Genomic DNA, 22,403 nt, shown 5'->3' with positions numbered 1-22,403 from the left:
CGAGACCGGGCCGACCCTGACGGATCGACCCGGTTCGGAAAGCGGGATGCCGCGACCTCGGGCCGCGGTATCCGGAAGAAGGCTCAGGACCCGCCGGGCACCCAGCTCAGCAGGCTCACCACGGCGGCGGACACGCCCACGAAGGCACCGACCATCCACCACGCGCTGACCTCGTGACCCTCGTCGCGGCGGACGCGCAAGAGTACGTCGGGACGGCGAGCCGGGTCGACGGCGCTGGCGATGACCGCCTGCGCACCTGTCTGAGGTGCGGTCTGATTCGTCGGAGCTGTTGCCATGGACGATCCCCCTTCGGGTCTCGGAAGAACACAGCGTCGCCGTTGACACTCCTAGAGATTCTGCCAGACGAGGTCCGAGGGACCGGTCACGCTTGCGTCACGACACGCCCGGCTGTATCTGCACGCCGGTCGGTCGTTCGCGCTGCGGCGGTCCGCGGAACAGCAGCCCGCCGACGGCTGGTCGCCACGTCGCGGGCGAAATGTCGGCGACCCGCTCTTCGGACCCGATCGCCCGCTCGAGCTCGGCCCGTGCTCGCCTCACCAGCCGGCCCGTCTCGGCAGACGGCCCGTCCCCGAAGCCAGCCCGCCTCGGCAGCCGGCCCGTCTCAGCAGTCCGCCCGCGTCACAGCCACTTCGAGGTCAGGTGCTCCGACGAGATGCGCCGGAGCGTGCCCGAGGCTCCACGCAGGACGACGCTCTCGGTGTAGATGAAGTCACCGTCGCGGCGCACGCCCTGCACGAGCTGGCCGTCGGTCACGCCCGTCGCCACGAAGATCGTGTTCTTGCCCTTCACCAGATCATCGGCCTCGTAGACCGTGCCGTCGATCTTGAGGCCGGCATCCAGGCCCTTGTGCTTCTCGTCGTCGGTACGGGGAGCGAGCACGCCCTGGATGTGACCGCCGAGGGCCTTGATGGCGCAGGCGGTGACGATGCCCTCGGGGCTGCCGCCGATGCCCACGCACATGTCGGTACGGGCGTTGTGACGGGCGGCGTTGATGCCGCCGGCCACGTCGCCGTCGCTCATCAGACGGGTTCCGGCGCCCGCTTCGCGGATGTCGGCGATGAGCTGCTCGTGGCGGGGACGGTTCAGCACCGACACGACGATCTCGTCGACCGGCTTGCCCAGCGCCTTGGCCAGCAGGCGGATGTTCTCGCCGATGGGCAGGCGGATGTCGACCACGCCCACGCCCGCGGGGCCCGTGACGAGCTTGTCCATGTAGAAGACGCTCGATGCATCGAGCATGGTCCCCTGGTCGGAGACCGCGATGACCGAGAGGGCGTTCTGACGGCCGGCGGCCGTGAGCGAGGTGCCGTCGATCGGATCGACCGCGACGTCGCACTGGGGGCCACGGCCGCTGCCGACGCGCTCCCCGTTGTAGAGCATGGGGGCGTTGTCCTTCTCGCCCTCGCCGATGACGATCGTGCCGTCGAAGTTGACGGTGCTGAAGAAGGCGCGCATCGCGTCGACGGCCGCGCCGTCGGCGGCCTCCTTGTCACCCCGCCCGATGAAGGGGACGGCACGGATGGATGCCGCCTCCGTCGCCCTCACCAACTCCAGAGCCAGGTTGCGGTCGGGGTGCAAAGGGCTCATGTCGGCAGTCAGGCTCACCATGGGCCCCACTGTATCCAGCGTGGCCGTCACATTCGGCTGTTTTCCGCGCCGCGGACACGAAGGATTCGCCGTTCTTAACGAAACGACAGAACTGCCGCGTTCCTGTCGCCGCGGGACCGTCACGATCCGGCGGCTTCGCTAGAGTGACCGTTGTCCCGACAACACCAAGGAGCACCTCCATGCCCGTCGCTTCCCCTGAGCAGTACGCCGACATGCTGGACCGCGCGAAGGCCGGCGGCTTCGCGTACCCGGCGATCAACGTCTCGAGCTCGCAGACCATCAACTCGGTGCTCCAGGGCCTGACCGAGGCCGGCTCCGACGGCATCCTCCAGGTCACGACCGGTGGTGCCGACTACTTCGCCGGTCACACGGTCAAGGCCCGCGCCACCGGCGCCCTCGCCTTCGCCAAGTACGTGACCGAGGTCGCGAAGAACTACCCGATCACGGTCGCCCTGCACACCGACCACTGCCCGAAGGACGCCCTTCCCGGCTTCGTGCTCCCGCTGCTGGAGGCCTCCGAAGAAGAGGTCAAGGCCGGTCGCAACCCCATCTTCCAGTCGCACATGTGGGACGGCTCGGCCGTTCCCCTCGACGAGAACATCGACATCGCGGCCGAGCTTCTCCCCCGCATGAAGAACATCAACGCCATCCTCGAGATCGAGGTCGGTGTCGTCGGCGGCGAGGAAGACGGCGTGCAGCACGAGGGCTCCAACGAGGCGCTCTACACGACGGTGGCCGACGTCACCAAGGCCGTCGAGCGCCTCGGCCTCGGCGAGAACGGCCGCTACATCTCGGCCCTCACCTTCGGCAACGTGCACGGCGTGTACAAGCCCGGCGGCGTGAAGCTCCGCCCCGAGCTGCTCGGTGAGATCCAGGAGGGCATCGCGGCGAAGTTCGGCACCGGCCCCAAGCCCCTCGACCTCGTCTTCCACGGCGGCAGCGGCTCGACCGACGAGGAGATCGCCCTCGCGGTCGCCAACGGCGTCGTCAAGATGAACATCGACACCGACACCCAGTACGCCTTCACGCGCTCGATCGCGGGCTACATGTTCTCCAACTACGAGGGCGTGCTCAAGCTCGACGGCGAGGTCGGCAACAAGAAGCAGTACGACCCCCGCGCCTGGGGCAAGGTCGCCGAGTCGGCCATGGCCGTCCGCGTGGTCGAGGCCACGAAGCAGCTCGGCTCCTACGGCCAGTCGAAGAGCTGACCCACTCGCGCCTCACGAACGCCCCGGCTCCGGCCGGGGCGTTCGTCGTTTCCGGATGCCACGCTCCTCCGCCTCCGTCGGGCCCCACGACCGGAACGCACCGCGCCACCCAACGCCGCCCACGCACGCCCCCGCGCACAACGGCTGGACGAATGGACGACTCGCCGCCTCCGTCGAGCCCCACGGCCGAAACCCACCGCCCCCACCCAACGCCGCCCACGCACGCCCCCGCGCACAACGGCAGGACGAACGGACGACTCGCCGCCTCCCACGCCTGCCGGCCGGCGTGTCGCCAAAACTTCCCGCCGTCGTGCACAGCCGCCCCAATGGCGCGCACGCCCACCGTCGGCCGATCCCCCGGCACCGGCGCGCACGCCCGACGGCCCGCGGCTCAGCTGCGATACACCTCGAGCACGGTCGGCGCTCCCTCCGGCGACGACACGACCTCGACGGCATCCCCCGCGCGCACCTCGCCCGCGCGACGCACGCGCAGATAAGCGCCCAGACGCCCCTCGTCGGAGAACCGCTTGACCCATCCGCGTGCCGCCGCGCCGCCGACCCAGCGTGCGAAGGTCGCGCAGGGCGTGCGGGGCATCGTCACCTCCACCTCGACGGCGTCACCGATGCGCCACACCTCGCCGATGCGGGCGTTGTTGACGTCGATGCCCTCCACGCGCAGGTTCTCCCCGAACCATCCCGGGTGCAGCTCGCGGCCGAGCTCGCCCTCCCAGAACGCGGCGTCCTCCGCCGCGTAGGCGTAGACCGCCTTGTCGGGGCCGCCGTGATGCTTCCGGCTCGCCTGCACATCGGCGCGCACCCCGAGCTTGCCCACGCGCACGGCGCCGTCGAGTGCGCGCTTGTCGATCGCGGTCACGCCGACGGACCCGGCATCCGGATGCAATTCACGAACGGCGCAGACGGCGACGAGACGGGGCATGGATCGATGCTAGAGCGTCGGCGCAGGGCGGCCGCACCACGTCTCGGCATCGCACACGCCCGCCGCATCACGACGGGGTCCGCGCCTCACGGCGTGGTGAACTCCCGCCGCATGACGACCGTGTCGCCGTCGAGGGTGCGGATCTCCACCGATCCGATGTCGGCGGCCGCCAGATCGGTTCCCGCGCTCAGTTCGGTCGTCGATCCCGGGCCGGCGCGCCACGTCGACAGCACGCTCGTGGATCCCGAGTCGTCGGTGATGGCGAGCGCGTACGGCCACCCCCCGGGAGGAGCGTCGAGCACCTCACCGGTGTACTGGCACACGAGGTCGATGCGCGTGCCCCACGGGGCCGAGGTCAGCTTGACCGACGCCTCCAGCGGTGCGCCCGACACGCCGTCCAACGCGTACACCGTTCCCGACGACGACACGGCGCTGTTCAGCGCGACGACGCCCGGAACGGCGACCGCGACCAGGGCGATGGATGCCGCGAGCGCCCACCCCGTGATCCGTCGCCGACGACGACGCCGAGCGGCCTGCACGACCCGGCCGCGCAGCGCGGGATCGGGCGCGGCCACCGGCGCCGGTCCGGTGCCCGCGTCGATGCCCCGCGCGCGGTCGGCCGACAGCCGCGACAGCAGCCCCGCCGTCGGCGCGATCTCTGCGACCGCGGCGCGGCACTCCGCGCACACGACCAGGTGGGCCTCGAACTCCGCGCGGTCGGGTGCCGACAGCGCTCCGAGCACGTAGGCGCCGTCCCAGCTCGACAGACGCTCGTGGTCGACGTTCACCGGGTCACCCCTCTCTCCTGCAGGGCGAGCCGCAGCGCTCGCACCGCGTAGTGCAATCGCGACTTGACGGTCCCGGAGGGGATGCCGAGTTCCTCCGCCGTCTGGGCGACGCTGCGCCCTCCGTAGTAGGCGCTGACGATGACCGCCCGATGGTCGGGGGTGAGGGTCGCGAGCGCTTCCTCGACGAGGAGCGCGTCGAACATGGCATCCGTGTCATCGCTCCGCGCCGTCTCGGGGAGCTCGTCGACGGGATGCTCGTGCCGCCGCCGCGCACTGCGCGCCTCGTCGATCACGAGATTGCGGGCGACCGTGTACATCCACGACCGCAGCGATGCCGGGTCGTCGCTCATCACGCGCGGCGTCCGCCACGCACGGAGCAGGGTCTCCTGCACGATGTCGTCGGCGCCGGCGTGATCGCCGGTCAGGCTCACGACGTAGCGCCAGACGGGGGTGGCGTGCGCGTCGTACAGCGCCGTCAGCTGCGCGTGATCGTCTCTCACCGCGGCATCCCCTCTCCCTCGTTCACAGGGGACACGGGATGCCGGGCCTCGCGGTTCAGTTCGGGACGCTGTCGAGGATCGCCGACATGAACTGCGCGTCACCGACGAGGGCCATCGTCACGCAGACACCGGCGACGAGCGCCGTCGCGACGAAGCCGACGAGGGGGACCCAGAACGCGATCCGGCCGCGGCGCAGACGCCGCCAGGTGAAGACCGCCGTGAGCAGCCACCCGACGCCGTACACCAGGGCGGCAGCGGCGCCCCAGACGTATCCGGCCGAGAGGTTGGTGAACGTCGCCGTCACGCCCAGCATCTGGGCGCCGCGCTCCGCATACTCGGGGAAGTTCAGCAGCTGGACGATGGTCGTGACCACCGAGAACAGGCCGTAGAACAACAGGCCGAAGGTCACGATGCGGTCGACGCGCGCCCCACCGGTGGCGGGCGCGGCCAGGGCCACGGGAGCCTTCGCGGCGGCCGGCGACTCCCGCTCCGGCTGCGGGGCGACACCCGCCTCGAGCGCCTCGGTCACCTCGGGTCGCTGGATGCGCGCCCTCTGCTCCTCGGGCGTGGCGTACTCCCCGAACTGCGGGCGCGGACGCTCCGCGCCCGGGGCAGGCACGCCGGAGTCGTCGCTCACGCGCGACCCCGACCGCCGAGGGCCCGGTTGTCGCGCTTGCCGCTGGCATCCTGCCGCAGCTCCTTGGGGAGCGAGAAGATGAGGTCCTCCTCGGCGGTGCGCACCTCTTCGACGTCGCGGTAGCCGGCGCCGGCGAGTTCCTCGAGCACCTCGGTGACGAGCACCTCGGGCACCGAGGCGCCGCTGGTCACGCCGACCGTCTGCACGCCCTCGAGCCACTCCTGCTTGACCTCGTCGACGTAGTCGACGCGGTACGCGGCCTTCGCGCCGTGCTCCAGGGCGACCTCGACCAGACGCACGCTGTTCGAGGAGTTCGCCGAGCCGACCACGATCACGAGATCGGCACCGACGGCGACCTTCTTGATCGCGACCTGGCGGTTCTGCGTGGCGTAGCAGATGTCGTCGGAGGGCGGATCCTGCAGCTCCGGGAAGCGCTCGCGGAGGCGCCGGACGGTCTCCATCGTCTCGTCGACCGACAGCGTGGTCTGCGACAGCCACACGACCTTCGAGGGGTCGCGCACCTCGATGGTGTCGGCGTGGTCGGGCGAGTTGACGACGGTGACGTGCTCGGGAGCCTCGCCCGCCGTGCCCTCGACCTCTTCGTGGCCCTCGTGGCCGATCAGCAGGATCTCGAAGTCGTCGCGCGCGAAGCGCACGGCCTCGCGGTGCACCTTCGTGACGAGGGGGCAGGTCGCGTCGATGGCCTGGAGGCCCCGATCGGATGCCGCCGACACCACGGCCGGTGACACGCCGTGGGCGCTGAAGACGACGTGCGCGCCCGAGGGGACCTCGTCGACCTCTTCGACGAAGATCGCACCCTTCTTCTCGAGCTCGGTGACGACGTGGATGTTGTGCACGATCTGCTTGCGCACGTACACCGGAGCGCCGTAGCGCTCGAGGGCCTTCTCGACGGCGATCACGGCGCGGTCGACACCCGCGCAGTATCCGCGCGGCGCCGCCAACAGCACCTTCTTCTGTCCGTCGACGGGGATATCCTGGAGCCGCCCGCGTCGACCCGGGATACGGGGAACGGGCAGGTGGACGGCAGGTGAGCTCACCCCTCGATTCTACGGGGGCGCCCCTGGACGCCGGCCGAACCTCCCCCACCGCGACCCGCACGGATACGATGACCCCCTCCCCTCCCCGCCCCTCCCGCCGCCACCGGCGCGCATCCGAGCCGATGACATGACCTCCTTCCAGCCCGAGACCATCCCCGGTCAGGCCCCACCGGCCGACAGCGTTCACCCCCGCGATTCGCGCACCGACGCGCCCACCTCCGTCTCGCGCTTGAACGACACCATCCGCGGCTTCATCGAACGGTGGGGTTCGGTGTGGGTCGAGGGCGAGATCACCTCGTTCAACCGCCGCGGCGGCAACGTCTTCGGGCGTCTGAAAGACCTGGGCACCGAGTCGACGGTCTCGTTCCGGATCTGGTCGAGCACCCTCGCGCGACTGCCGAAAGACCTGCAGGTGGGCGATCACGTCGTGGCGTGCGTCAAGGCCGATTACTTCCCCCGCACGGGCGATTTCTCGTTCGCGATCTCGGCGATGCGCCACGTGGGCCTGGGCGAACAGCTCGAGCGCCTCGAGCGCCTGCGCGTGCAGCTGCGCTCCGAGGGGCTCTTCGACCCCGCGCGGAAGAAGCGCCTGCCGTTCCTGCCGCAGTGCATCGGCCTCATCACGGGCGAGAACTCGGATGCCGAGAAAGACGTGCACCGCAATGCCGAGCTGCGCTGGCCGCGCGTGCACTTCCGCACGAAGCACGCGGCGGTGCAGGGCGACCGGTGCGTCCCCGAGACCATCGCCGCCCTGAAGGCCCTGGATGCCGACCCCGAGGTCGACGTGATCGTGATCGCACGCGGCGGCGGCGACCCGCAGACGCTGCTCGGCTTCAGCGACGAGCGCCTGCTGCGCGCGGTGGCCGCGGCATCCACGCCGGTCGTCAGCGCCATCGGGCACGAGAACGACCGCCCCCTGCTCGACGAGGTCGCCGACGTGCGGGCTTCGACGCCGACCGACGCGGCCAAACGCGTCGTACCCGACGTGAGCGAGCAGCGCGCGCTGGTCGCCCAGCTGCGCGCGCGGCTGACCGGGCGCCTCACGCAGCGCGTGGTGCACGACATCGCTCAGCTCGAGCAGATCCGTTCACGTCCCGCGCTGCGCACTCCCCACTCCATGCTCACCTCGCGTGCGCAGGAGCTGTGGATGCTGTCCAACCGCGGCCGCGACATCGTCGACCGCCGCCTCGAGAGCGAGCGGCGGCGCACGCGCGAGCTGAGCGCGGGCCTGCGCGCTCTGTCGCCGCTGGCCACCCTGGCACGGGGCTATGCGATCGCGCAGCTACCCGACGGCGCCGTCCTGCGCGACGCGGCCGACGCCCCCGCGGGCACGGCGCTGCGGCTGACGCTCGAACAGGGCACGGTCGCGACGACCTCGGAGGGCGTCGTCGCGGATGCCGTCCCCCACGGCTCCTCCCCCGCTCCCGCTCCGTTCGACGACGAGGCACCCGACGCCGGTCCGGCCGACGGGGCCGCCTAGAATGGATGCCATGACCGCGACGACCCCCGGCCCCGCCGCCGACGTCGCCACCCTCTCCTTCGAGCAGGCTCGCGACGAGCTCGTGCGCGTCGTCGCCGAGCTCGAACAGGGCGCTCCGACGCTCGAGGAGTCCCTGGCCCTCTGGGAGCGCGGCGAGAAGCTCTACGCCCGCTGCGAGGAGTGGCTGCTCGGCGCCAAGCGCCGTCTCGACGCCGCACGCGGCGAAGGAGACGACGACTGATGGCCCGCGTCGTCGCCCACCTCGGCCGCCCCGAGACCCCGCAGGAGACCGCCGACCGCAAGGCCGAGGCCTCCCGCCGGTACCGCTCGAGCAAGACCTTCCGCAACCTCATCGCCGCCCTGCTGGTGACGGTCGCCGTCGTCTTCGTCGTGGTCGCCGGCGTCCCGCGCGGCGAGCCGACGCCCCCGCCGGCCCCCGACGTGCCCGCCCTCGCGGCTGAGATCGAAACGGACCTCGGGCGCCCCGTGCTCTCGCCGTCGCTCGGCGAGGGGTGGCGGGTCAACCAGGCCACCACCGAGGGCGTCGGCGGCACCGAAGCCTGGACCATGGTCTACGTGCGCTCCGGCGAGTCGGGGTTCCTCCGCGTCGCGCAGGGGTTCGACGCCGACGAGAACTGGGTCGGCCAGGTGCTCGACGGCACCCGCAGCACCGAGACCGTCGACATCGACGGCATCACCTGGAACGTCTACCGCCCCTCCAACCCCTCGGGGACGGGCAACATCGACTACGCCCTGGCCACCCCGGCCGGCCCGGACTACGTGCTCGTCTACGGCGACGCCGCACCCGAGACCGCGGCCCTGGCGGCCGCATCCGTCACGTCCCAGATCGAGCAGTTGAGAGAGGTCCCGTGAGCGAGCGCATGACCCCCCGTCAGGTGTGGCAGCAGATGGTGGAGGGCAACCGGCGCTTCGTCGCCGGTGAACCCGCTCACCCCCGTCAAGACGTCGAGCGTCGCGCCGAGCTCGCCAGCTCGCAGCATCCGACCGCCGCGCTCTTCGGTTGCTCCGACTCGCGTCTGGCCGCTGAGATCATCTTCGACGAGGGCCTCGGCGACCTCTTCGTCGTCCGCAACGCCGGCCAGGTCATCTCCGACTCGGTCATCGGCAGCCTCGAATACGCCGTGGGCGTGCTCGAGGTCCCGCTCATCGTGGTTCTCGCGCACGACGCGTGCGGCGCCGTGGGGGCGGCGATCGACAGCACGGGCGTCGACGCGCCCACCCTCCCCGCCTACATCTGGCGCCAGATCGCGCCGATCGTGCCGGCCGTGCGCCGCGTCCAGCGCGAGAGCGCCGTCGACGGGCACCTGCCCGACCACGTCGACCCCGAACTGGTGGGTCGCGAGCACCTCCGCCACACGGTGGCCGACCTGCTCCGCGCCTCGGAGCTGATCAGCGAAGCCGTGGCCGAGGGCCGCACCGCCGTCGTGGGCGCGAACTACCGTCTCGACGAGGGAGAAGCCTTCCCCGTCGTCATCGTGGGCGACGTCGACGACCCGCGCGTCTGAGAACCGCGCATCCGAGAACCGCGCACCTGAGAACCGACCGAACGACCTGGAGGAACGACGACGTGACCGACATCGAGTACCGCATCGAACACGACACCATGGGTGAGGTGCGGGTACCCAAAGACGCCCTCTACGCCGCGCAGACCCAGCGCGCGGTCGAGAACTTCCCCATCTCGGGCTCGGGCCTCGAATCGACGCAGATCGCCGCCCTCGCGCGCGTCAAGAAGGCCGCCGCCCTCGCCAACAAGGAGCTGGGCACCCTCGACGGCGCCATCGCCGACGCGATCGCTCAGGCGGCCGACGAGGTCGTCACCGGTCGACACGACGCGCACTTCCCGGTCGACACCTACCAGACCGGTAGCGGCACCTCCTCGAACATGAACATGAACGAGGTGCTGGCGACGCTGGCCACCGGCATCCTGGGCTCGACCGTGCACCCCAACGACCACGTGAACGCCTCGCAGTCGTCGAACGACGTCTTCCCGACCTCGGTCCACATCGCCGTGACCCAGGCCCTCATCACCGACCTCGTCCCCGCGCTCGAGCACCTCTCGGTCGCCCTCGAGGCCAAGGCCGAGGCGTGGAAGGGCATCGTGAAGTCGGGCCGCACCCACCTGATGGATGCCACGCCCGTCACCCTGGGCCAGGAGTTCGGCGGCTACGCGCGGCAGATGCGTCTGGGCATCGAGCGCGTGCAGGCCGTCCTCCCCCGCGTCGGCGAAGTGCCCCTCGGCGGCACCGCCGTCGGCACGGGCATCAACACCCCCCTCGGCTTCCCGCAGAAGGTCATCGAGCTGCTCGCGGCCGAGACCGAGCTGCCCATCACCGAGGCGAAGGACCACTTCGAGGCGCAGGCCAACCGCGACGGACTGGTCGAGGCCTCCGGAGCGCTCCGCACGATCGCGGTGTCGCTCACGAAGATCAACAATGACATCCGCTGGATGGGTTCGGGCCCCAACACCGGCCTCGGCGAGCTCCACATCCCCGACCTGCAGCCCGGCTCCTCGATCATGCCCGGCAAGGTCAACCCGGTCGTGCCCGAGGCCACGCTCATGGTGTGCGCGCGAGTCATCGGCAACGACGCCACCGTCGCCTGGGCCGGCGCCTCGGGCTCGTTCGAGCTGAATGTCGCGATCCCCGTGATGGGCACGGCGTTGCTGGAGTCGATCCGCCTGCTCTCCAACGCGATGCGCGTGCTCGCCGACAAGACGATCGACGGTCTCGAGGCCAACGTCGCCCGCGCCGAGGCGTTCGCCGGCATGTCGCCGTCGATCGTCACGCCGCTGAACAAGGTCATCGGGTACGAGGCCTCGGCCAAGATCGCCAAGCACTCCGTGGCGAAGGGCATCACGGTCCGCGAGGCCGTCATCGACCTCGGCTACGTGGAGCGCGGTGAGATCACCGAAGAGGTGCTCGACGCCAAGCTCGATCTGCTGTCGATGACCCACCCGGGCTGAGTTCGCACGCACCGTCCCCGACGCCACTTCCGACGCCGAGGCGCGCCATAATCGGAGGATGAGCCCCGCGACGAGACCTGTCTCGACGCGGGTGCGACTCCTCGGGGCGCTCCTCGGCGTCGTGCTTCTCGGCATGATCGTCGCCGGCGGCGTCACCTTCCTCGTCCAACGCGACAGGGTGCTGGCCAACGCGCAGCGACAGCTCGACGGTTTCGTGGCCTCGGTCGCCACCAGCGACGAGTCGGCGGCCGACCTCGTCGACGCCGTGATCCCCGGCCGCACCGACGGCACGCTCGCGATCGACGGCGCGCGTGTCCTCACCGCGACCCCGTCGCCTCCCGGCCTCGCCGTCGGCGACGACCCGGGACTCGTGGAAGCCCTCGATCGCGCCATCGCCGACGGACGACTCACCGGGCGTCTGGAGAGCGCCCGCGGGCCGGTCCTGTACGCCGCCGCTGCGGCATCCGGCGGCTACGCCGTCCAGGTCATCTCGATCGACCAGCGCATGGAGCTGGTCGCCCTGTCATCCGTCACCTACGCCTCCACGGCGCTCGCGGTGCTGCTCGTCGTGGGCGCGGTCGGGTGGTTCGTCACCGGACGGCTCTTCTCCCCCCTGAAGCGCCTACGAGACACGGCGGACGCCATCACGATCGACGATCTGGGCACGCGGTTGCGCGCACACGGCAACGACGAGATCTCCGACCTCACCACGTCGGTCAACTCCATGCTCGACCGCCTCGCGATGTCGGTCGACGCGCAGCGACAACTCCTCGACGACGTCCGGCACGAGCTCAAAACGCCCATCACCATCGTCCGCGGGCATCTCGAGATGATGGATCCGGCCGATCCTCACGACGTCGCCGAGACGCGGCAGCTCGGCATCGCCGAGCTCGACCGCCTCACCCGGCTGGTCGACGACATCGACACCCTCGCCGACGTCGAGGCCAATGCCCTGTCGAGCGAGGTGATCGACGTCGCCGCCCTCACCGATCGCGTGGCGGAGCTCGCAGGCGCCCTTCCCGGTCACCCGTGGAGCGTGGCCCAGCGTGCACGCGTCCGGATCGAGGGAGACGCCGACCGCCTGGTGCAGGCGTGGCTGCAGCTCGCCGACAACGCCGCGAAGTACACGCCCGAGGCGGCGCCGATCGAGATCGGCAGCACCGCCGACGACACCGTCGCGCACCTGTGGATTCGCGACCACGGTCCCGGCATCCCCCCGGCCGCGCGGCATCGGGTCTTCCGCCGGTTCGACCGCCTGTCGACGCGGCGCGGCGTCGACGGTTCGGGACTCGGACTCTCGATCGTCGATGCCATCGCCAAGGCGCACGACGGACACTGCTCGATCGGCGACACGCCGGGCGGAGGCGCCACCTTCACGCTCCACATCCCGCTCACGGGGGCGCAGTCGCCCGCCGCGCTCCCGACGCCCGTGCGCGCCGGCGACGTCGTCATGCAGAGAGAGGCCACCGGATGACCCGCATCCTCATCGCCGAAGACGAAGACCGCATCTCGGCCTTCGTCGCGAAGGGCCTGGAGGCGGCCGGCTATCAGACGCTGATCGTCGACGACGGCGCCGAGGCGCTCGACACGGCCCTCTCGGGAGAGGTCGACCTCGTGCTGCTCGACGTCGGGCTGCCCTCCCTCGACGGCTTCGAGGTCTTGCGGAGCCTGCGCGGGCAGGGATCCACCCTGCCGGTGATCATGCTCACCGCCCGGACGAGCACGCGTGACACCGTCGACGGCCTCGACGCGGGCGCGAACGACTACGTGGCGAAGCCGTTCAAGTTCGATGAGCTGCTCGCCCGCGTCCGATCCCGGCTGCGCGAACCGGTCACCCAGGGCACGATGACCGTGGCGCACGGCGACGTGTCGCTCGACATCCTGGCGCGCCGCGCGACCGTGGGTGGCCGCGAGATCGACCTCAGCGCGCGGGAGTTCGCCCTCGCCGAGGAGTTCATCCGGCACGCGGGTCAGGTGCTCTCGCGCGAACAGTTGCTGAGCCGGGTGTGGAGTCTCGACTTCGACCCCGCGTCGAACGTCGTCGACGTGTACGTCCGCTACCTGCGGGCGAAGGTGGGACCCGCCCACATCGTCACCGTACGCGGGGCGGGTTATCGCTGGGAGTGACTCCTGGAACCCCGAAAACCCCCGGTGGGGGGATCGACCGGGGGTTTTCGAGGGAGATCGCGTCGGTGGTCTTCCGACTCACCCGAAGAGCGGTGACCTGCGCGAACGGACCTCGTGTTTCCTTGGGGGGAACCGCCGGGGCGGTGGCGAGGTCTCCCTCGCCGATGTGACCACTCTGTCCGTCGTTCGTGAGAGCCCGGGGAGCCGCAGATGAGAACCTTCTCATCCGAGTCCCCGGCGCGGAACGTCCGCCGAGCGCCCGCACGGAGGAAGGGCCGGGGTGCCACGGCATCCCGGCCCTTCCTCCGTCATGCAATCAGGACAGTTCGCCGGCCTCCAACAGCTCCGTCACCAATGCGGCGATGGCGGAGCGCTCCGAGCGCGTGAGCGTGACGTGCCCGAACAGTCCGTGACCCTTCAGGGTCTCGATCACCGAGGCGACACCGTCGTGGCGACCGACGCGCAGGTTGTCGCGCTGCCCGACGTCGTGCGTGAGCACCACGCGCGAGTTCTGACCGATGCGGCTGAGCACCGTGAGCAGCACGTTGCGCTCGAGCGACTGCGCCTCGTCGACGATCACGAACGCGTCGTGCAGCGACCGACCGCGGATGTGCGTCAGCGGAAGCACCTCGAGCAGCCCGCGCGCCAGCACCTCTTCGAGGACGTTGCCCGACACCACGGACCCCAGCGTGTCGAACACCGCCTGGCCCCAGGGCCCCATCTTCTCGGCCTGATCGCCCGGGAGGTAGCCGAGCTCCTGCCCACCGACCGCGAAGAGCGGGCGGAACACGATGATCTTCTTCTGCTGCTGGCGTTCGAGCACGGCCTCCAGTGCCGCGCACAGCGCGAGGGCCGACTTCCCGGTGCCGGCCCGGCCGCCGAGCGACACGATGCCGACCTCGGGGTCGAGCAGCAGGTCGAGGGCGATCCGCTGCTCCGCCGAGCGCCCGTGCAGGCCGAAGGCGTCACGGTCGCCGCGGACGAGGCGGAACTGCCCCTTGCCGGTCACGCGACCCAGGGCCGATCCGCGCTCCGAGTGGATGATGAGCCCGGTGTTCACGGGGAGCCCGACCACCGCGTCGCTGACGGCGACCTCGCTCTCGTACAGGTCGGTGATCTCGTCGCCCGAGACGTCGATCGAGGCGATCCCCGTCCATCCCGAGTCCATCGCCTGCTCGGCGAGGTACTCCTCGGTCGCCAGACCCAGGGATGCCGCCTTCACGCGCATCGGCAGATCCTTCGACACCACCGTGACCTCGGCGCCGTCCTTGGCGATGTTCATGGCCACCGCGAGGATGCGGCTGTCGTTGCCGCCCGTGCGCATGCCCGACGGCAGGACCGACGGATCGGTGTTGTTCAACTCGACGCGCAGCGTGCCGTCTTCGCCGACGGGGACCGGGAAGTCGAGCCGGCCATGCTCGATGCGCAGCTCGTCGAGGTGGCGCAGAGCCTGGCGGGCGAAATACCCGATCTCGGGATCGTGACGTTTGCCCTCGAGCTCCATGATCACCACGACGGGGATCACGACGGAGTTCTCGGCGAACCGGAAGAACGCCCGCGGGTCGCTCAGAAGGACGGAGGTGTCCAGGACGTACGTGCGGAGCGCCTGATCGGCCCCCGCTTCGGACTCGGTGCTCTCGACGACGCGACGCTGGTCGTACGGTGCTCGTGCAGTCACAACCCACTCCCGACCCGGGTGTTTCACCCGGTTGTCACGAGTCGACCTGTGGGTCACGAGTCGCGATCCGAAGGTCGACTCGACCGGACTCCGTGTCCGATGTGATCACCGTACGTCCCCCGGACACCGCTCAGGGTCGTTAACACGCCGCGAATGTGACGAGTTCGTGAACACCGGGAACACGGGGGTTCGTCCCGGCAGATGGTTTAGTCCGGGATGCCACGGCCCGCGGCCGCGACGACGGTCGGCGTCACTGGCCGAAGCGTCGATCGCGCGCCGCGAAGTCGCGGATCGCGCGGAGGAAGTCGACCTCGCGCAGGTCGGGACCGAGCGCCTCGACGAAGTAGAACTCCGAGTGCGCGGACTGCCAGAGCAGGAAATCGCTCAGGCGCTGCTCCCCCGACGTGCGGATCACCAGGTCCGGATCGGCCTGGCCACCGGTGTACAGGTGCTCGCCGATCTGCTCGGGCGTGAGACTGTCGGCCAGCTCTTCGAGCGACCCGCCCGACTCGTCGTGCTTGACGATGATCGAGCGCACGGCATCCACGATCTCGCTGCGACCGCCGTAGCCGACGGCGAGATTCACGTGCAGTCCCCTGTGCCCGCGCGTGCGCTCCGTGGCCTCGTGCAGCACCTCGGCGAGCTCCGGGGGGAGCCCTTCGGCGCGACCGACGTGCTGGACGCGCCAGTTCGGCTCGCGGGAGAGCTCTCCGGCGAGTTCGGCGATGATCTCGAGCAGGTCCTGCAGCTCTTTGCTGTCGCGTTTGACGAGGTTGTCGTTCGAGAGGAGGTAGAGCGACACCACCTCGATACCGAGGTCGTCGCACCATCGGAGGAACTCGTGCATCTTGGCCGCGCCGGCGCGGTGCCCGTGGGCGGCGCTGTCGTAGCCGAGCTGCCGCGCCCAACGCCGGTTGCCGTCGATCATCATGGCCACGTGGTGGGGCACCGTGGCCGGCATGCGGCGACGCAGGCGCGAGATGTAGAGACGATAGAGCGGGCCCCGCCCCTCGTTCTTCCACACGCGCGCCACCCGCCTACGCTACCGCGTCGGGGGCCTCCGGCCGCATCGGATCCGGGTGGCACTTCCTGGGGGAAGGGTGAGTGCTGCTCCCATGTTCCGCCCGCGGCATAGGAGCGGACGTACTGTCGAGGAGTGACCCCCCGAAGCCCGGCCGACGGCCCCGAGATGCCCCAGCTCCCCCTCCTCGAAGCCGGAGCCGTGGGTGCGCAGGCGGAGCTGAAGCCCACCTGGCGCGGGTGGATCCACGCGGGGACGTTCCCGGTGGCGATCGCCGCGGGGATCGTGCTCATCGCCCTCGCGCAGGGCGCCCCCGGCAAGTGGGCGGCGGCGGTGTTCATGGCGACGTCGATGCTGCTGTTCGGGAACTCCGCGCTCTACCACCGCTTCCACTGGAAGCCGAAGACCCTGGCCGTGCTCAAGCGCATCGACCACGCGAACATCCTCCTGCTCATCGCCGGAACCTACACGCCGCTCGCCGTGCTCGCCCTGCCGACGCCGAAGACCGTGCTCCTGCTGTCGATCGTGTGGGGCGGTGCGCTGCTCGGCATCCTGTTCCGGGTGTTCTGGATCAACGCCCCGCGCTGGCTCTACGTCGCCCTCTACCTCGCCCTGGGATGGGCGGCGGTGATGTATCTCGGCGACCTGCTGGCGGCGAACGTCGCCATGATGGTGCTCGTCGTGGTGGGCGGACTGCTCTACACCGCGGGCGCAATCATCTACGCCCTGAAGAAGCCCAACCCCTGGCCCGGGCACTTCGGCTTCCACGAGATCTTCCACGTCTGCACGGTGCTGGCGTTCCTGTGCCACTGGACGGCCTGCCTGCTGATCGCCCTCGCCCCGGCGTACCACGGCGGCTGACCGCGCGACTCGCCAGAATTCGTCGCTTCTTATTCGCGCGAGGCGACGATCCCTGGCGACTCACGCGAGGCGGAGTTCCGGATGCCGTCGGCTCGCGGCCCGGGATCAGCGGCGCGGAGCGGCGGGGTCGATGTCTTCGTCGTCGACGTCGCCGGCTCGCTCGGCCGCGCGGGCCTGCTCCTCGGCATCCAGCTCCGCGTTGACCTCCTCGCGGTAGCGTCCACGGCGGATGCGTCGCAGCATGTCCCAGACGAGCAGGAACACGGCGATGCCGATGAAGGCGATCGCGGCGAATCCGAGCGGCCCGGGCGTGACGATCGACTCGTCGGGGGTGACGGCCGGGGAGGGCGTTGTCGCGAGAGCGACGATCACGGGAAGCATGGAGTCCTTCGGTCCGGGCGGAAGCGCGTAGCCTGGAAGTCCAGCCTAAAGCCCGGAGAGAGCATGACGACGCAAGCCCAACTCGACGACCGCTACGGGCGCACGCGTTCCCCGCGGCGACGCATCGTGGGGTGGTCGATCGTGGGCGTCCTCGCCCTTGGGGCGGTCGGCTTCCTGGGCTGGACGACGGTGTCGAACAGCCTGAACGCGGTCACGGCCACCGACACCGGATACACGGTCGTCGATGACCGCACCGTCACCTCCACGTTCCAGATCACCGCGCCCACCGGTCGACCCGTCGCCTGCGCCCTCGAGGCCCGCGATGAGGAGCACGGAACCGTCGGTTGGCGTGTGGTCGAGTACCCGGCATCCGAGGATCACACGCGGGCCTTCACGGAGGAGATTCCGACGCTGTCGCTCGCGACCACGGGTTTTGTCAACGCCTGCTGGGTGCCGTAAACTCGCGGAATCACGACGCGCCCCGGCTCGATGCCGGGGCGTTCGACATATCCCCCGCCGACGGCCCGACACCGCCTGCCGTCAGCGCCTCGACGAAGGAGTAACCGTGTCCAACGACGCTCAGGTGACGTTCCTCACGCAAGACGCCTACGACCGCCTGGCCAACGAGCTCGAGCACCTCTCGACCACGGGTCGCGAGGAGATCGCCAAGCGCATCGAGGCCGCTCGCGAAGAGGGCGACCTCAAGGAGAACGGCGGCTACCACGCCGCCAAAGACGAGCAGGGCAAGCAGGAGGCGCGCATCCGCACGCTCCAGCAGCTGCTGAAGGATGCCAAGGTCGGCGAGGCCCCCGAGAGCCACGGCATCGTGGAGTCGGGCACCGTCGTCACGGCTGTCGTCGCCGGTGGCGAGGAGAAGTTCCTCCTCGGCAACCGCGAGATCGCGGCCAACTCCGAGCTCGACGTCTACAGCGAGGCCTCGCCGCTGGGCGCCGCGATCCTCGGCCTCAAGGAGGGCGACAAGGGTTCGTACACCGCTCCCAACGGCAAGGAGATCTCGGTCGAGATCGTCAAGGTCGAGACCTACTCCGGCCAGTAAGCGCCGCACCGTCCGCGAGCCGCTCCCCCGCTGCCGGGGTGGCGGCTCGCGGCGTTTCCCGGACGCGCAACCTCAGCGATGCGCACGAACTCAGCCCGTACCGCAGCCGCGCGGCTGAACCTACGCACATCGCTGAGGGTGTGCCCCGCGACACAGCCCGCGACACAAACTCAGCGATGCGCAGAAACTCAGCCCGAATCGCGGCCCTGCAGCTGAACCTACGCGCATCGCTGAGGATGCGCCCTCGCCCCGCGCGCCGACCCACGTCACGCTCGGACTCACGTCGCGCCGCGCGACGCCGACGTCAGTCGGGTACGACGGTGGCGACGAAGCCGGCGTCCTCCAGGGTCTTGATGACCAGCGCCCGGTGCTCGGCCCCGCGCGTCTCGACGCTCAGCTGCAGGATCACCTCGCTGATCTGCAGTCCCTGGCCGTGGCGCGTGTGCAGCACCTCGATCACGTTCGCTCCCACCTGCGCGAGCAGCTCCGACACGCGGGCGAGCTGCCCCGGCCGGTCGGGAAGCGGGATGCGCAGCGACATGTAGCGTCCGGATGCCGACAGGCCGTGCGCCACTACGCGCTGCAGCAGCAGAGGGTCGATGTTGCCGCCCGACAGGATCGTGACGGTCGGACCGCTGGCCTTCACCTTGCCCGCGAGGATGGCCGCCACGCCCACGGCGCCCGCGGGCTCGACGACCTGCTTGGCGCGCTCCAGCAGCACGAGAAGGGCTCGCGCGATGTCGTCCTCGGTGACGGTCACGACCTCGTCGACGTACTGACGGATCAGCTCGAACGGGAGGTCGCCGGGCCGCGCGACGGCGATGCCGTCGGCGATGGTCGGCGTGGTCTCGACCTGCATCGGCCGACCCGCTGCGAGCGAGGAGGGGTAGGCGGCGGAGTTGTGCGCCTGCACCCCGATGATGCGCACCTCGCGCCCCTCCGCGGCCGCACGGGCCTTGACCGCCGCCGCGACGCCGGCGGCGAGCCCGCCGCCGCCGATGCCGACGATGACCGTCTCGAGGTCGGGCATGTCTTCGACGAGCTCGAGGCCGAGAGTGCCCTGACCGACGACGATGTCGCGGTGGTCGAACGGGTGGATCAGCACCGCACCGGTACGCTCGGCGAACTCGGCGGCGAGGCGCAGTGGGGTCTCGACGGTGGCCCCCTCGAGGATCACCTCAGCTCCGTAACCCTTCGTCGCGAGCAGCTTGGGCACGGGAACACCCAGCGGCATGAAGATCGTCGCGGCGATGCCGAGCTGTTGCGCGGCCAGCGCGACGCCCTGGGCGTGATTGCCGGCGGAGGCGGCCACGACACCGCGCGCACGCTCCTCCGGGGTCAGCCGGGACAACCGATAGGTCGCTCCGCGGATCTTGAACGAGCCCGTGCGCTGGAGGTTCTCGAGCTTGAGGTTCACGGGCACGCCGAGCAGGTCGGTCAGGTGCAGCGACTCGTCGAGGGGTGTGCGCGTGATGATGCCGCGCAGAGCCTGCGCGGCATCCTCGAACTCGGCCAGAGTGGGAGTGTCGTTCATGATCTCCTTCCGCGCTCACGCGGGACGGTCTGCCAGATGAGATCTCGGGATGCCAGGTCTTGGCCGGCGTGCTGCCACGCCTTCGAGCTGAGGTACACGGCGACGACGTTGACGAACGCGGCGAGCGGCACGGCGAACAGCGCGCCGGCGATCCCGCCGATCATCGCGCCGCCGGCCACGACCAGCACGACGGCCAGCGGGTGCACCTTGACGGCCGAGCCCATGAGGATCGGCTGCAGCACGTGGCTCTCGATCTGTTGCACGCCCAGCACAACGATCAGCATGAACAGCGCCACGAGCGGCCCGTTGTAGACCAGCGCGATGAACACCGCCAGGGCTCCCGTCGCCACGGCTCCCACGAACGGGATGAACGCACCGAGGAAGACGAGCACGCCGATCGGGATCGAGAGCGGCACGCCGAGGAGGAACGCGCCGAGGCCGATGCCGATGGCGTCGATGGTGGCCACCAGCAACTGCGTGCGGGCGTAGCTCTTGACCGTCCGCCATCCCGCGCGACCGGCACCGTCGACCGCGGGGCGGGCGACACGCGGGAACAGGCGCGTGGTCCACCGCCAGATGCCCCCTCCGTCGGCGAGCAGGCACAGGAGGATGAACAGCGTCAGCAGCACGCCCGTGCCGACGTGGCCGATCGTGGTGCCGATGGCGAGGGCGCCGGTCCACAGCACCTCGGCCTGCTGCTGCAGGAAGGTGCCCGCCTGGCGCAGACCGTCGTCGATCTGCTGCGCGCTCAGGTGCAGGGGCCCGTCGATCAGGTACTGGCGGAACTGCGAGACGGCGTCGACGGTCCGCTCCTGCACGGAACCGAACTCGCGCGTGATCTGCCAGACGGCCAGCCAGACGAGTCCGGAGATGAGGGCGATCGTGCCGAGCACGGTCACGACGATGGCGAGCCACTTCGGCCACCGATGACGCAGGAGGAAGGAGAACGCGGGCCAGACCAGGGCGGTCACCAGGATCGCCACGAGAAGGGGCACGACGAGGAGCTTCAGCTGGATGACGACGAAGATCACGACGCCGAGAGCGGCGGCGATCACGAGCAACCGCCACGCGTAGGCGGTGGCCTGACGCAGCGCCGGCGGGACCGGGGGCTGCAGGTCGCTCGAGACGGTGCGTCGTTTGAGGGCGTCGAGGAAGGATCCACGGGGTTCGGGATCGGTTCCACTCATCTTGTCAGCCTACCGCCGCGCTCCCCCGGCGAACGCTGGATGTCGGAGGCTGTGGATACGGTGGCACGCATGACCACGACGCTCCGTCGCGCCGATGCACGCCGCATCGCCCTCGCCGCTCAGGGCTTCGCCCGGCCGAGGCCCGAAACGGTCGGCACGCGCCACATCACGGCGACCCTGCGTCGCATGCGCATCCTCCAGATCGACTCCGTCAACGTCTTCTCGCGCTCGCACTATATGCCGCTCTTCGCCCGCCTCGGCGCCTACGACACGTCGCTCCTCGACGCCCTGGCCTTCTCGCGCCGCCCGCGCTGGGTGGAATCGTGGGCGCACGTGGCATCCCTCGTCTCGACCGAGGATTGGCCGCTCCTGCAGTTCCGTCGTGACGACCTGCGGCGCAAGTACGCCGGCGACGCGTGGGCGCAGGCGAACCAGCCCCTCCTGCAGTGGCTGCGCGATGAGCTCGCCGAACGGGGGCCACTGCGCCCCGCCCAGATCGACCATGACGCCCGTAGCGGGTCTCGCGGGTCGTGGTGGGGGTGGGACGACGTCAAGAACGGCTTGGAGCGCCTGTGGCTGTTCGGCGACGTCGCGATCGCGGGACGCCGCGGATTCGAGCGTCGCTATGCACTGGCATCCGATGTGCTGCCCGCGTCGGCGCTCGAGACGCACGTCCCGCGCGACGAGGCCATCCGCGAGCTCGTCCGGAGGGCGTCGGTGGCCTACGGCGTGGCGACGGCCTCCGACCTCGCCGACTACTGGCGCATCCGCGACCGGCCGGCGGTCATGGCGGCCCTGCACGACCTCGTCGACGCGGGCGAGCTCCAGCCCGTCCACGTCGAGGGGTGGTCCGTCGGCGGGCGTCCCGCGAAGGCATGGCTGCATCGCGACGCCGCGCGCCCCCGCAGGGTCGATGCCACCGCGCTGCTCACGCCCTTCGACCCCGTCGTCTGGTTCCGCGATCGTGCGGAGCGTCTCTTCGACTTCGACTACCGCATCGAGATCTACACCCCGGCACCCCAGCGCCGGTTCGGCTACTACTCGCTCCCGGTGCTCGTCGGAGACGACGTCGTGGGTCGACTCGATCTCAAAGCCGACCGCGGGGCGAGCGCCCTGCGCGTGCAGTCTGCATGGTGGGAGCACGGTGCTCCCCCGGATGCCGCCGAGCGCGTCGCCGCCGAGCTGCGCACCGCCGCGCGCTGGCAGGGCCTCGAGCGGGTGACGGTGGCGCGGTGGGGCGACGCCGCCGACGCGATCGCCGGCGCGCTCTCGGCCGAGCGGCACGAGCATCCCGACGGACGCTCGAACTGAGAAGCGCCCCCTCCGACCAGCGGAGA

At 70.5% G+C, this 22,403-nt stretch carries 24 protein-coding genes; 12 read left to right on the top strand and 12 right to left on the bottom strand.

All coding sequences use genetic code 11. The features are described 5' to 3' along the window. Positions 1–83 precede the first annotated feature (83 nt). Both Q0818_RS04130 and glpX read right to left on the bottom strand, forming a co-directional pair. Positions 84–296 carry a UDP-N-acetylmuramyl pentapeptide phosphotransferase gene (locus Q0818_RS04130; RefSeq protein ID WP_251509429.1) on the bottom strand — a complete coding sequence of 71 codons (213 nt, stop codon included), beginning with the start codon at positions 294–296 and terminating at the stop codon, positions 84–86. Between the two features lie 343 nt (positions 297–639). After that, positions 640–1,629 (bottom strand): class II fructose-bisphosphatase, encoded by a 990-nt coding sequence (glpX, locus tag Q0818_RS04125; RefSeq protein WP_298871784.1) that lies wholly within the window; start codon positions 1,627–1,629, stop codon positions 640–642. Between the two features lie 179 nt (positions 1,630–1,808). Here glpX and fbaA point away from each other — a divergent pair, with 179 nt between their 5' ends. Beyond that, positions 1,809–2,837: a class II fructose-bisphosphate aldolase gene (gene fbaA, locus Q0818_RS04120; protein ID WP_144785501.1), complete on the top strand. Its 1,029-nt coding sequence runs from the start codon at positions 1,809–1,811 to the stop codon at positions 2,835–2,837. Positions 2,838–3,228: 391 nt separating this feature from the next. Here the strand turns inward: fbaA and Q0818_RS04115 are convergent, their stop codons facing one another. The 5 genes from Q0818_RS04115 to Q0818_RS04095 all read right to left on the bottom strand — a co-directional run bounded on the left by Q0818_RS04115 (position 3,229) and on the right by Q0818_RS04095 (position 6,757). Continuing rightward, the gene (locus tag Q0818_RS04115; protein ID WP_298871781.1) at positions 3,229–3,774 is read right to left on the bottom strand and encodes an MOSC domain-containing protein; all 546 of its coding nucleotides are present in this window, start codon (positions 3,772–3,774) and stop codon (positions 3,229–3,231) included. Positions 3,775–3,860: 86 nt separating this feature from the next. Then, complete coding sequence (locus Q0818_RS04110) at positions 3,861–4,562, bottom strand: zf-HC2 domain-containing protein (protein ID WP_298871778.1); 702 nt, start codon at positions 4,560–4,562, stop codon at positions 3,861–3,863. Continuing rightward, on the bottom strand, positions 4,559–5,062 hold the full coding sequence (locus tag Q0818_RS04105; protein ID WP_298871775.1) for a sigma-70 family RNA polymerase sigma factor: 504 nt from the start codon (positions 5,060–5,062) through the stop codon (positions 4,559–4,561). The genes Q0818_RS04110 and Q0818_RS04105 overlap by 4 nt, the downstream gene beginning before the upstream one ends. Positions 5,063–5,117: 55 nt before the next feature. Next, positions 5,118–5,699 carry a DUF6264 family protein gene (locus Q0818_RS04100; protein WP_298871772.1) on the bottom strand — a complete coding sequence of 194 codons (582 nt, stop codon included), beginning with the start codon at positions 5,697–5,699 and terminating at the stop codon, positions 5,118–5,120. Beyond that, the gene (locus tag Q0818_RS04095; protein ID WP_298871770.1) at positions 5,696–6,757 is read right to left on the bottom strand and encodes a 4-hydroxy-3-methylbut-2-enyl diphosphate reductase; all 1,062 of its coding nucleotides are present in this window, start codon (positions 6,755–6,757) and stop codon (positions 5,696–5,698) included. Before Q0818_RS04095 ends, Q0818_RS04100 begins: the two co-directional genes overlap by 4 nt. 127 nt (positions 6,758–6,884) lie before the next feature. On the opposite strand from Q0818_RS04095, the gene xseA reads away from it, so the two are divergent. From xseA to Q0818_RS04060, 7 genes are all read left to right on the top strand, one after another. Next, entirely contained in the window at positions 6,885–8,237 is a 1,353-nt protein-coding gene (gene xseA, locus Q0818_RS04090; protein WP_298871767.1) for an exodeoxyribonuclease VII large subunit, read from the top strand. 10 nt (positions 8,238–8,247) lie between these two features. Then, complete coding sequence (locus Q0818_RS04085; RefSeq protein ID WP_298871764.1) at positions 8,248–8,478, top strand: exodeoxyribonuclease VII small subunit; 231 nt, start codon at positions 8,248–8,250, stop codon at positions 8,476–8,478. Beyond that, positions 8,478–9,110 carry a DUF4245 family protein gene (locus Q0818_RS04080; RefSeq protein WP_298871762.1) on the top strand — a complete coding sequence of 211 codons (633 nt, stop codon included), beginning with the start codon at positions 8,478–8,480 and terminating at the stop codon, positions 9,108–9,110. The genes Q0818_RS04085 and Q0818_RS04080 overlap by 1 nt, the downstream gene beginning before the upstream one ends. Positions 9,111–9,118: 8 nt before the next feature. Continuing rightward, positions 9,119–9,763: a carbonic anhydrase gene (locus Q0818_RS04075; protein ID WP_298873125.1), complete on the top strand. Its 645-nt coding sequence runs from the start codon at positions 9,119–9,121 to the stop codon at positions 9,761–9,763. Positions 9,764–9,825: 62 nt separating this feature from the next. Further along, positions 9,826–11,220 (top strand): class II fumarate hydratase, encoded by a 1,395-nt coding sequence (locus tag Q0818_RS04070; RefSeq protein WP_298871760.1) that lies wholly within the window; start codon positions 9,826–9,828, stop codon positions 11,218–11,220. A gap of 58 nt (positions 11,221–11,278) precedes the next feature. Then, entirely contained in the window at positions 11,279–12,694 is a 1,416-nt protein-coding gene (locus Q0818_RS04065) for a HAMP domain-containing sensor histidine kinase (protein WP_298871758.1), read from the top strand. Continuing rightward, positions 12,691–13,347 (top strand): response regulator transcription factor, encoded by a 657-nt coding sequence (locus Q0818_RS04060; RefSeq protein ID WP_298871756.1) that lies wholly within the window; start codon positions 12,691–12,693, stop codon positions 13,345–13,347. The genes Q0818_RS04065 and Q0818_RS04060 overlap by 4 nt, the downstream gene beginning before the upstream one ends. A gap of 316 nt (positions 13,348–13,663) precedes the next feature. Here the strand turns inward: Q0818_RS04060 and Q0818_RS04055 are convergent, their stop codons facing one another. Then, complete coding sequence (locus Q0818_RS04055; RefSeq protein WP_298871753.1) at positions 13,664–15,025, bottom strand: PhoH family protein; 1,362 nt, start codon at positions 15,023–15,025, stop codon at positions 13,664–13,666. 250 nt (positions 15,026–15,275) lie between these two features. Continuing rightward, positions 15,276–16,058, bottom strand: a complete 783-nt coding sequence (locus Q0818_RS04050; protein WP_298871750.1) for an isoprenyl transferase — start codon at positions 16,056–16,058, stop codon at positions 15,276–15,278. 156 nt (positions 16,059–16,214) lie between these two features. On the opposite strand from Q0818_RS04050, the gene Q0818_RS04045 reads away from it, so the two are divergent. Next, positions 16,215–16,907: a hemolysin III family protein gene (locus Q0818_RS04045; protein ID WP_298873124.1), complete on the top strand. Its 693-nt coding sequence runs from the start codon at positions 16,215–16,217 to the stop codon at positions 16,905–16,907. A gap of 105 nt (positions 16,908–17,012) precedes the next feature. On the opposite strand, the gene Q0818_RS04040 is transcribed toward Q0818_RS04045, so the two are convergent. After that, the gene (locus Q0818_RS04040) at positions 17,013–17,288 is read right to left on the bottom strand and encodes a hypothetical protein (RefSeq protein ID WP_298871746.1); all 276 of its coding nucleotides are present in this window, start codon (positions 17,286–17,288) and stop codon (positions 17,013–17,015) included. A gap of 63 nt (positions 17,289–17,351) precedes the next feature. Between Q0818_RS04040 and Q0818_RS04035 the strand changes: the two genes are divergently transcribed. Further along, positions 17,352–17,747 (top strand): DUF4307 domain-containing protein, encoded by a 396-nt coding sequence (locus Q0818_RS04035; RefSeq protein WP_298871743.1) that lies wholly within the window; start codon positions 17,352–17,354, stop codon positions 17,745–17,747. 106 nt (positions 17,748–17,853) lie between these two features. Next, positions 17,854–18,345, top strand: a complete 492-nt coding sequence (greA, locus tag Q0818_RS04030) for a transcription elongation factor GreA (RefSeq protein WP_298871742.1) — start codon at positions 17,854–17,856, stop codon at positions 18,343–18,345. Between the two features lie 304 nt (positions 18,346–18,649). Here the strand turns inward: greA and ilvA are convergent, their stop codons facing one another. Both ilvA and Q0818_RS04020 read right to left on the bottom strand, forming a co-directional pair. Continuing rightward, on the bottom strand, positions 18,650–19,879 hold the full coding sequence (gene ilvA / locus Q0818_RS04025) for a threonine ammonia-lyase (protein ID WP_298871741.1): 1,230 nt from the start codon (positions 19,877–19,879) through the stop codon (positions 18,650–18,652). Continuing rightward, positions 19,876–21,066, bottom strand: a complete 1,191-nt coding sequence (locus tag Q0818_RS04020; RefSeq protein ID WP_298871740.1) for an AI-2E family transporter — start codon at positions 21,064–21,066, stop codon at positions 19,876–19,878. Before Q0818_RS04020 ends, ilvA begins: the two co-directional genes overlap by 4 nt. Before the next feature lie 69 nt (positions 21,067–21,135). Here Q0818_RS04020 and Q0818_RS04015 point away from each other — a divergent pair, with 69 nt between their 5' ends. After that, the gene (locus tag Q0818_RS04015) at positions 21,136–22,377 is read left to right on the top strand and encodes a crosslink repair DNA glycosylase YcaQ family protein (RefSeq protein ID WP_298871738.1); all 1,242 of its coding nucleotides are present in this window, start codon (positions 21,136–21,138) and stop codon (positions 22,375–22,377) included. The last annotated feature ends 26 nt before the right edge of the window (positions 22,378–22,403 follow it).

This window comes from uncultured Microbacterium sp., assembly GCF_947489255.1.
Lineage (GTDB): Bacteria > Actinomycetota > Actinomycetes > Actinomycetales > Microbacteriaceae > Microbacterium > Microbacterium phycohabitans.
The sequence above is the reverse complement of the archived record's forward strand: the minus strand, read 5'-3'. Positions and strand labels throughout refer to the sequence as shown.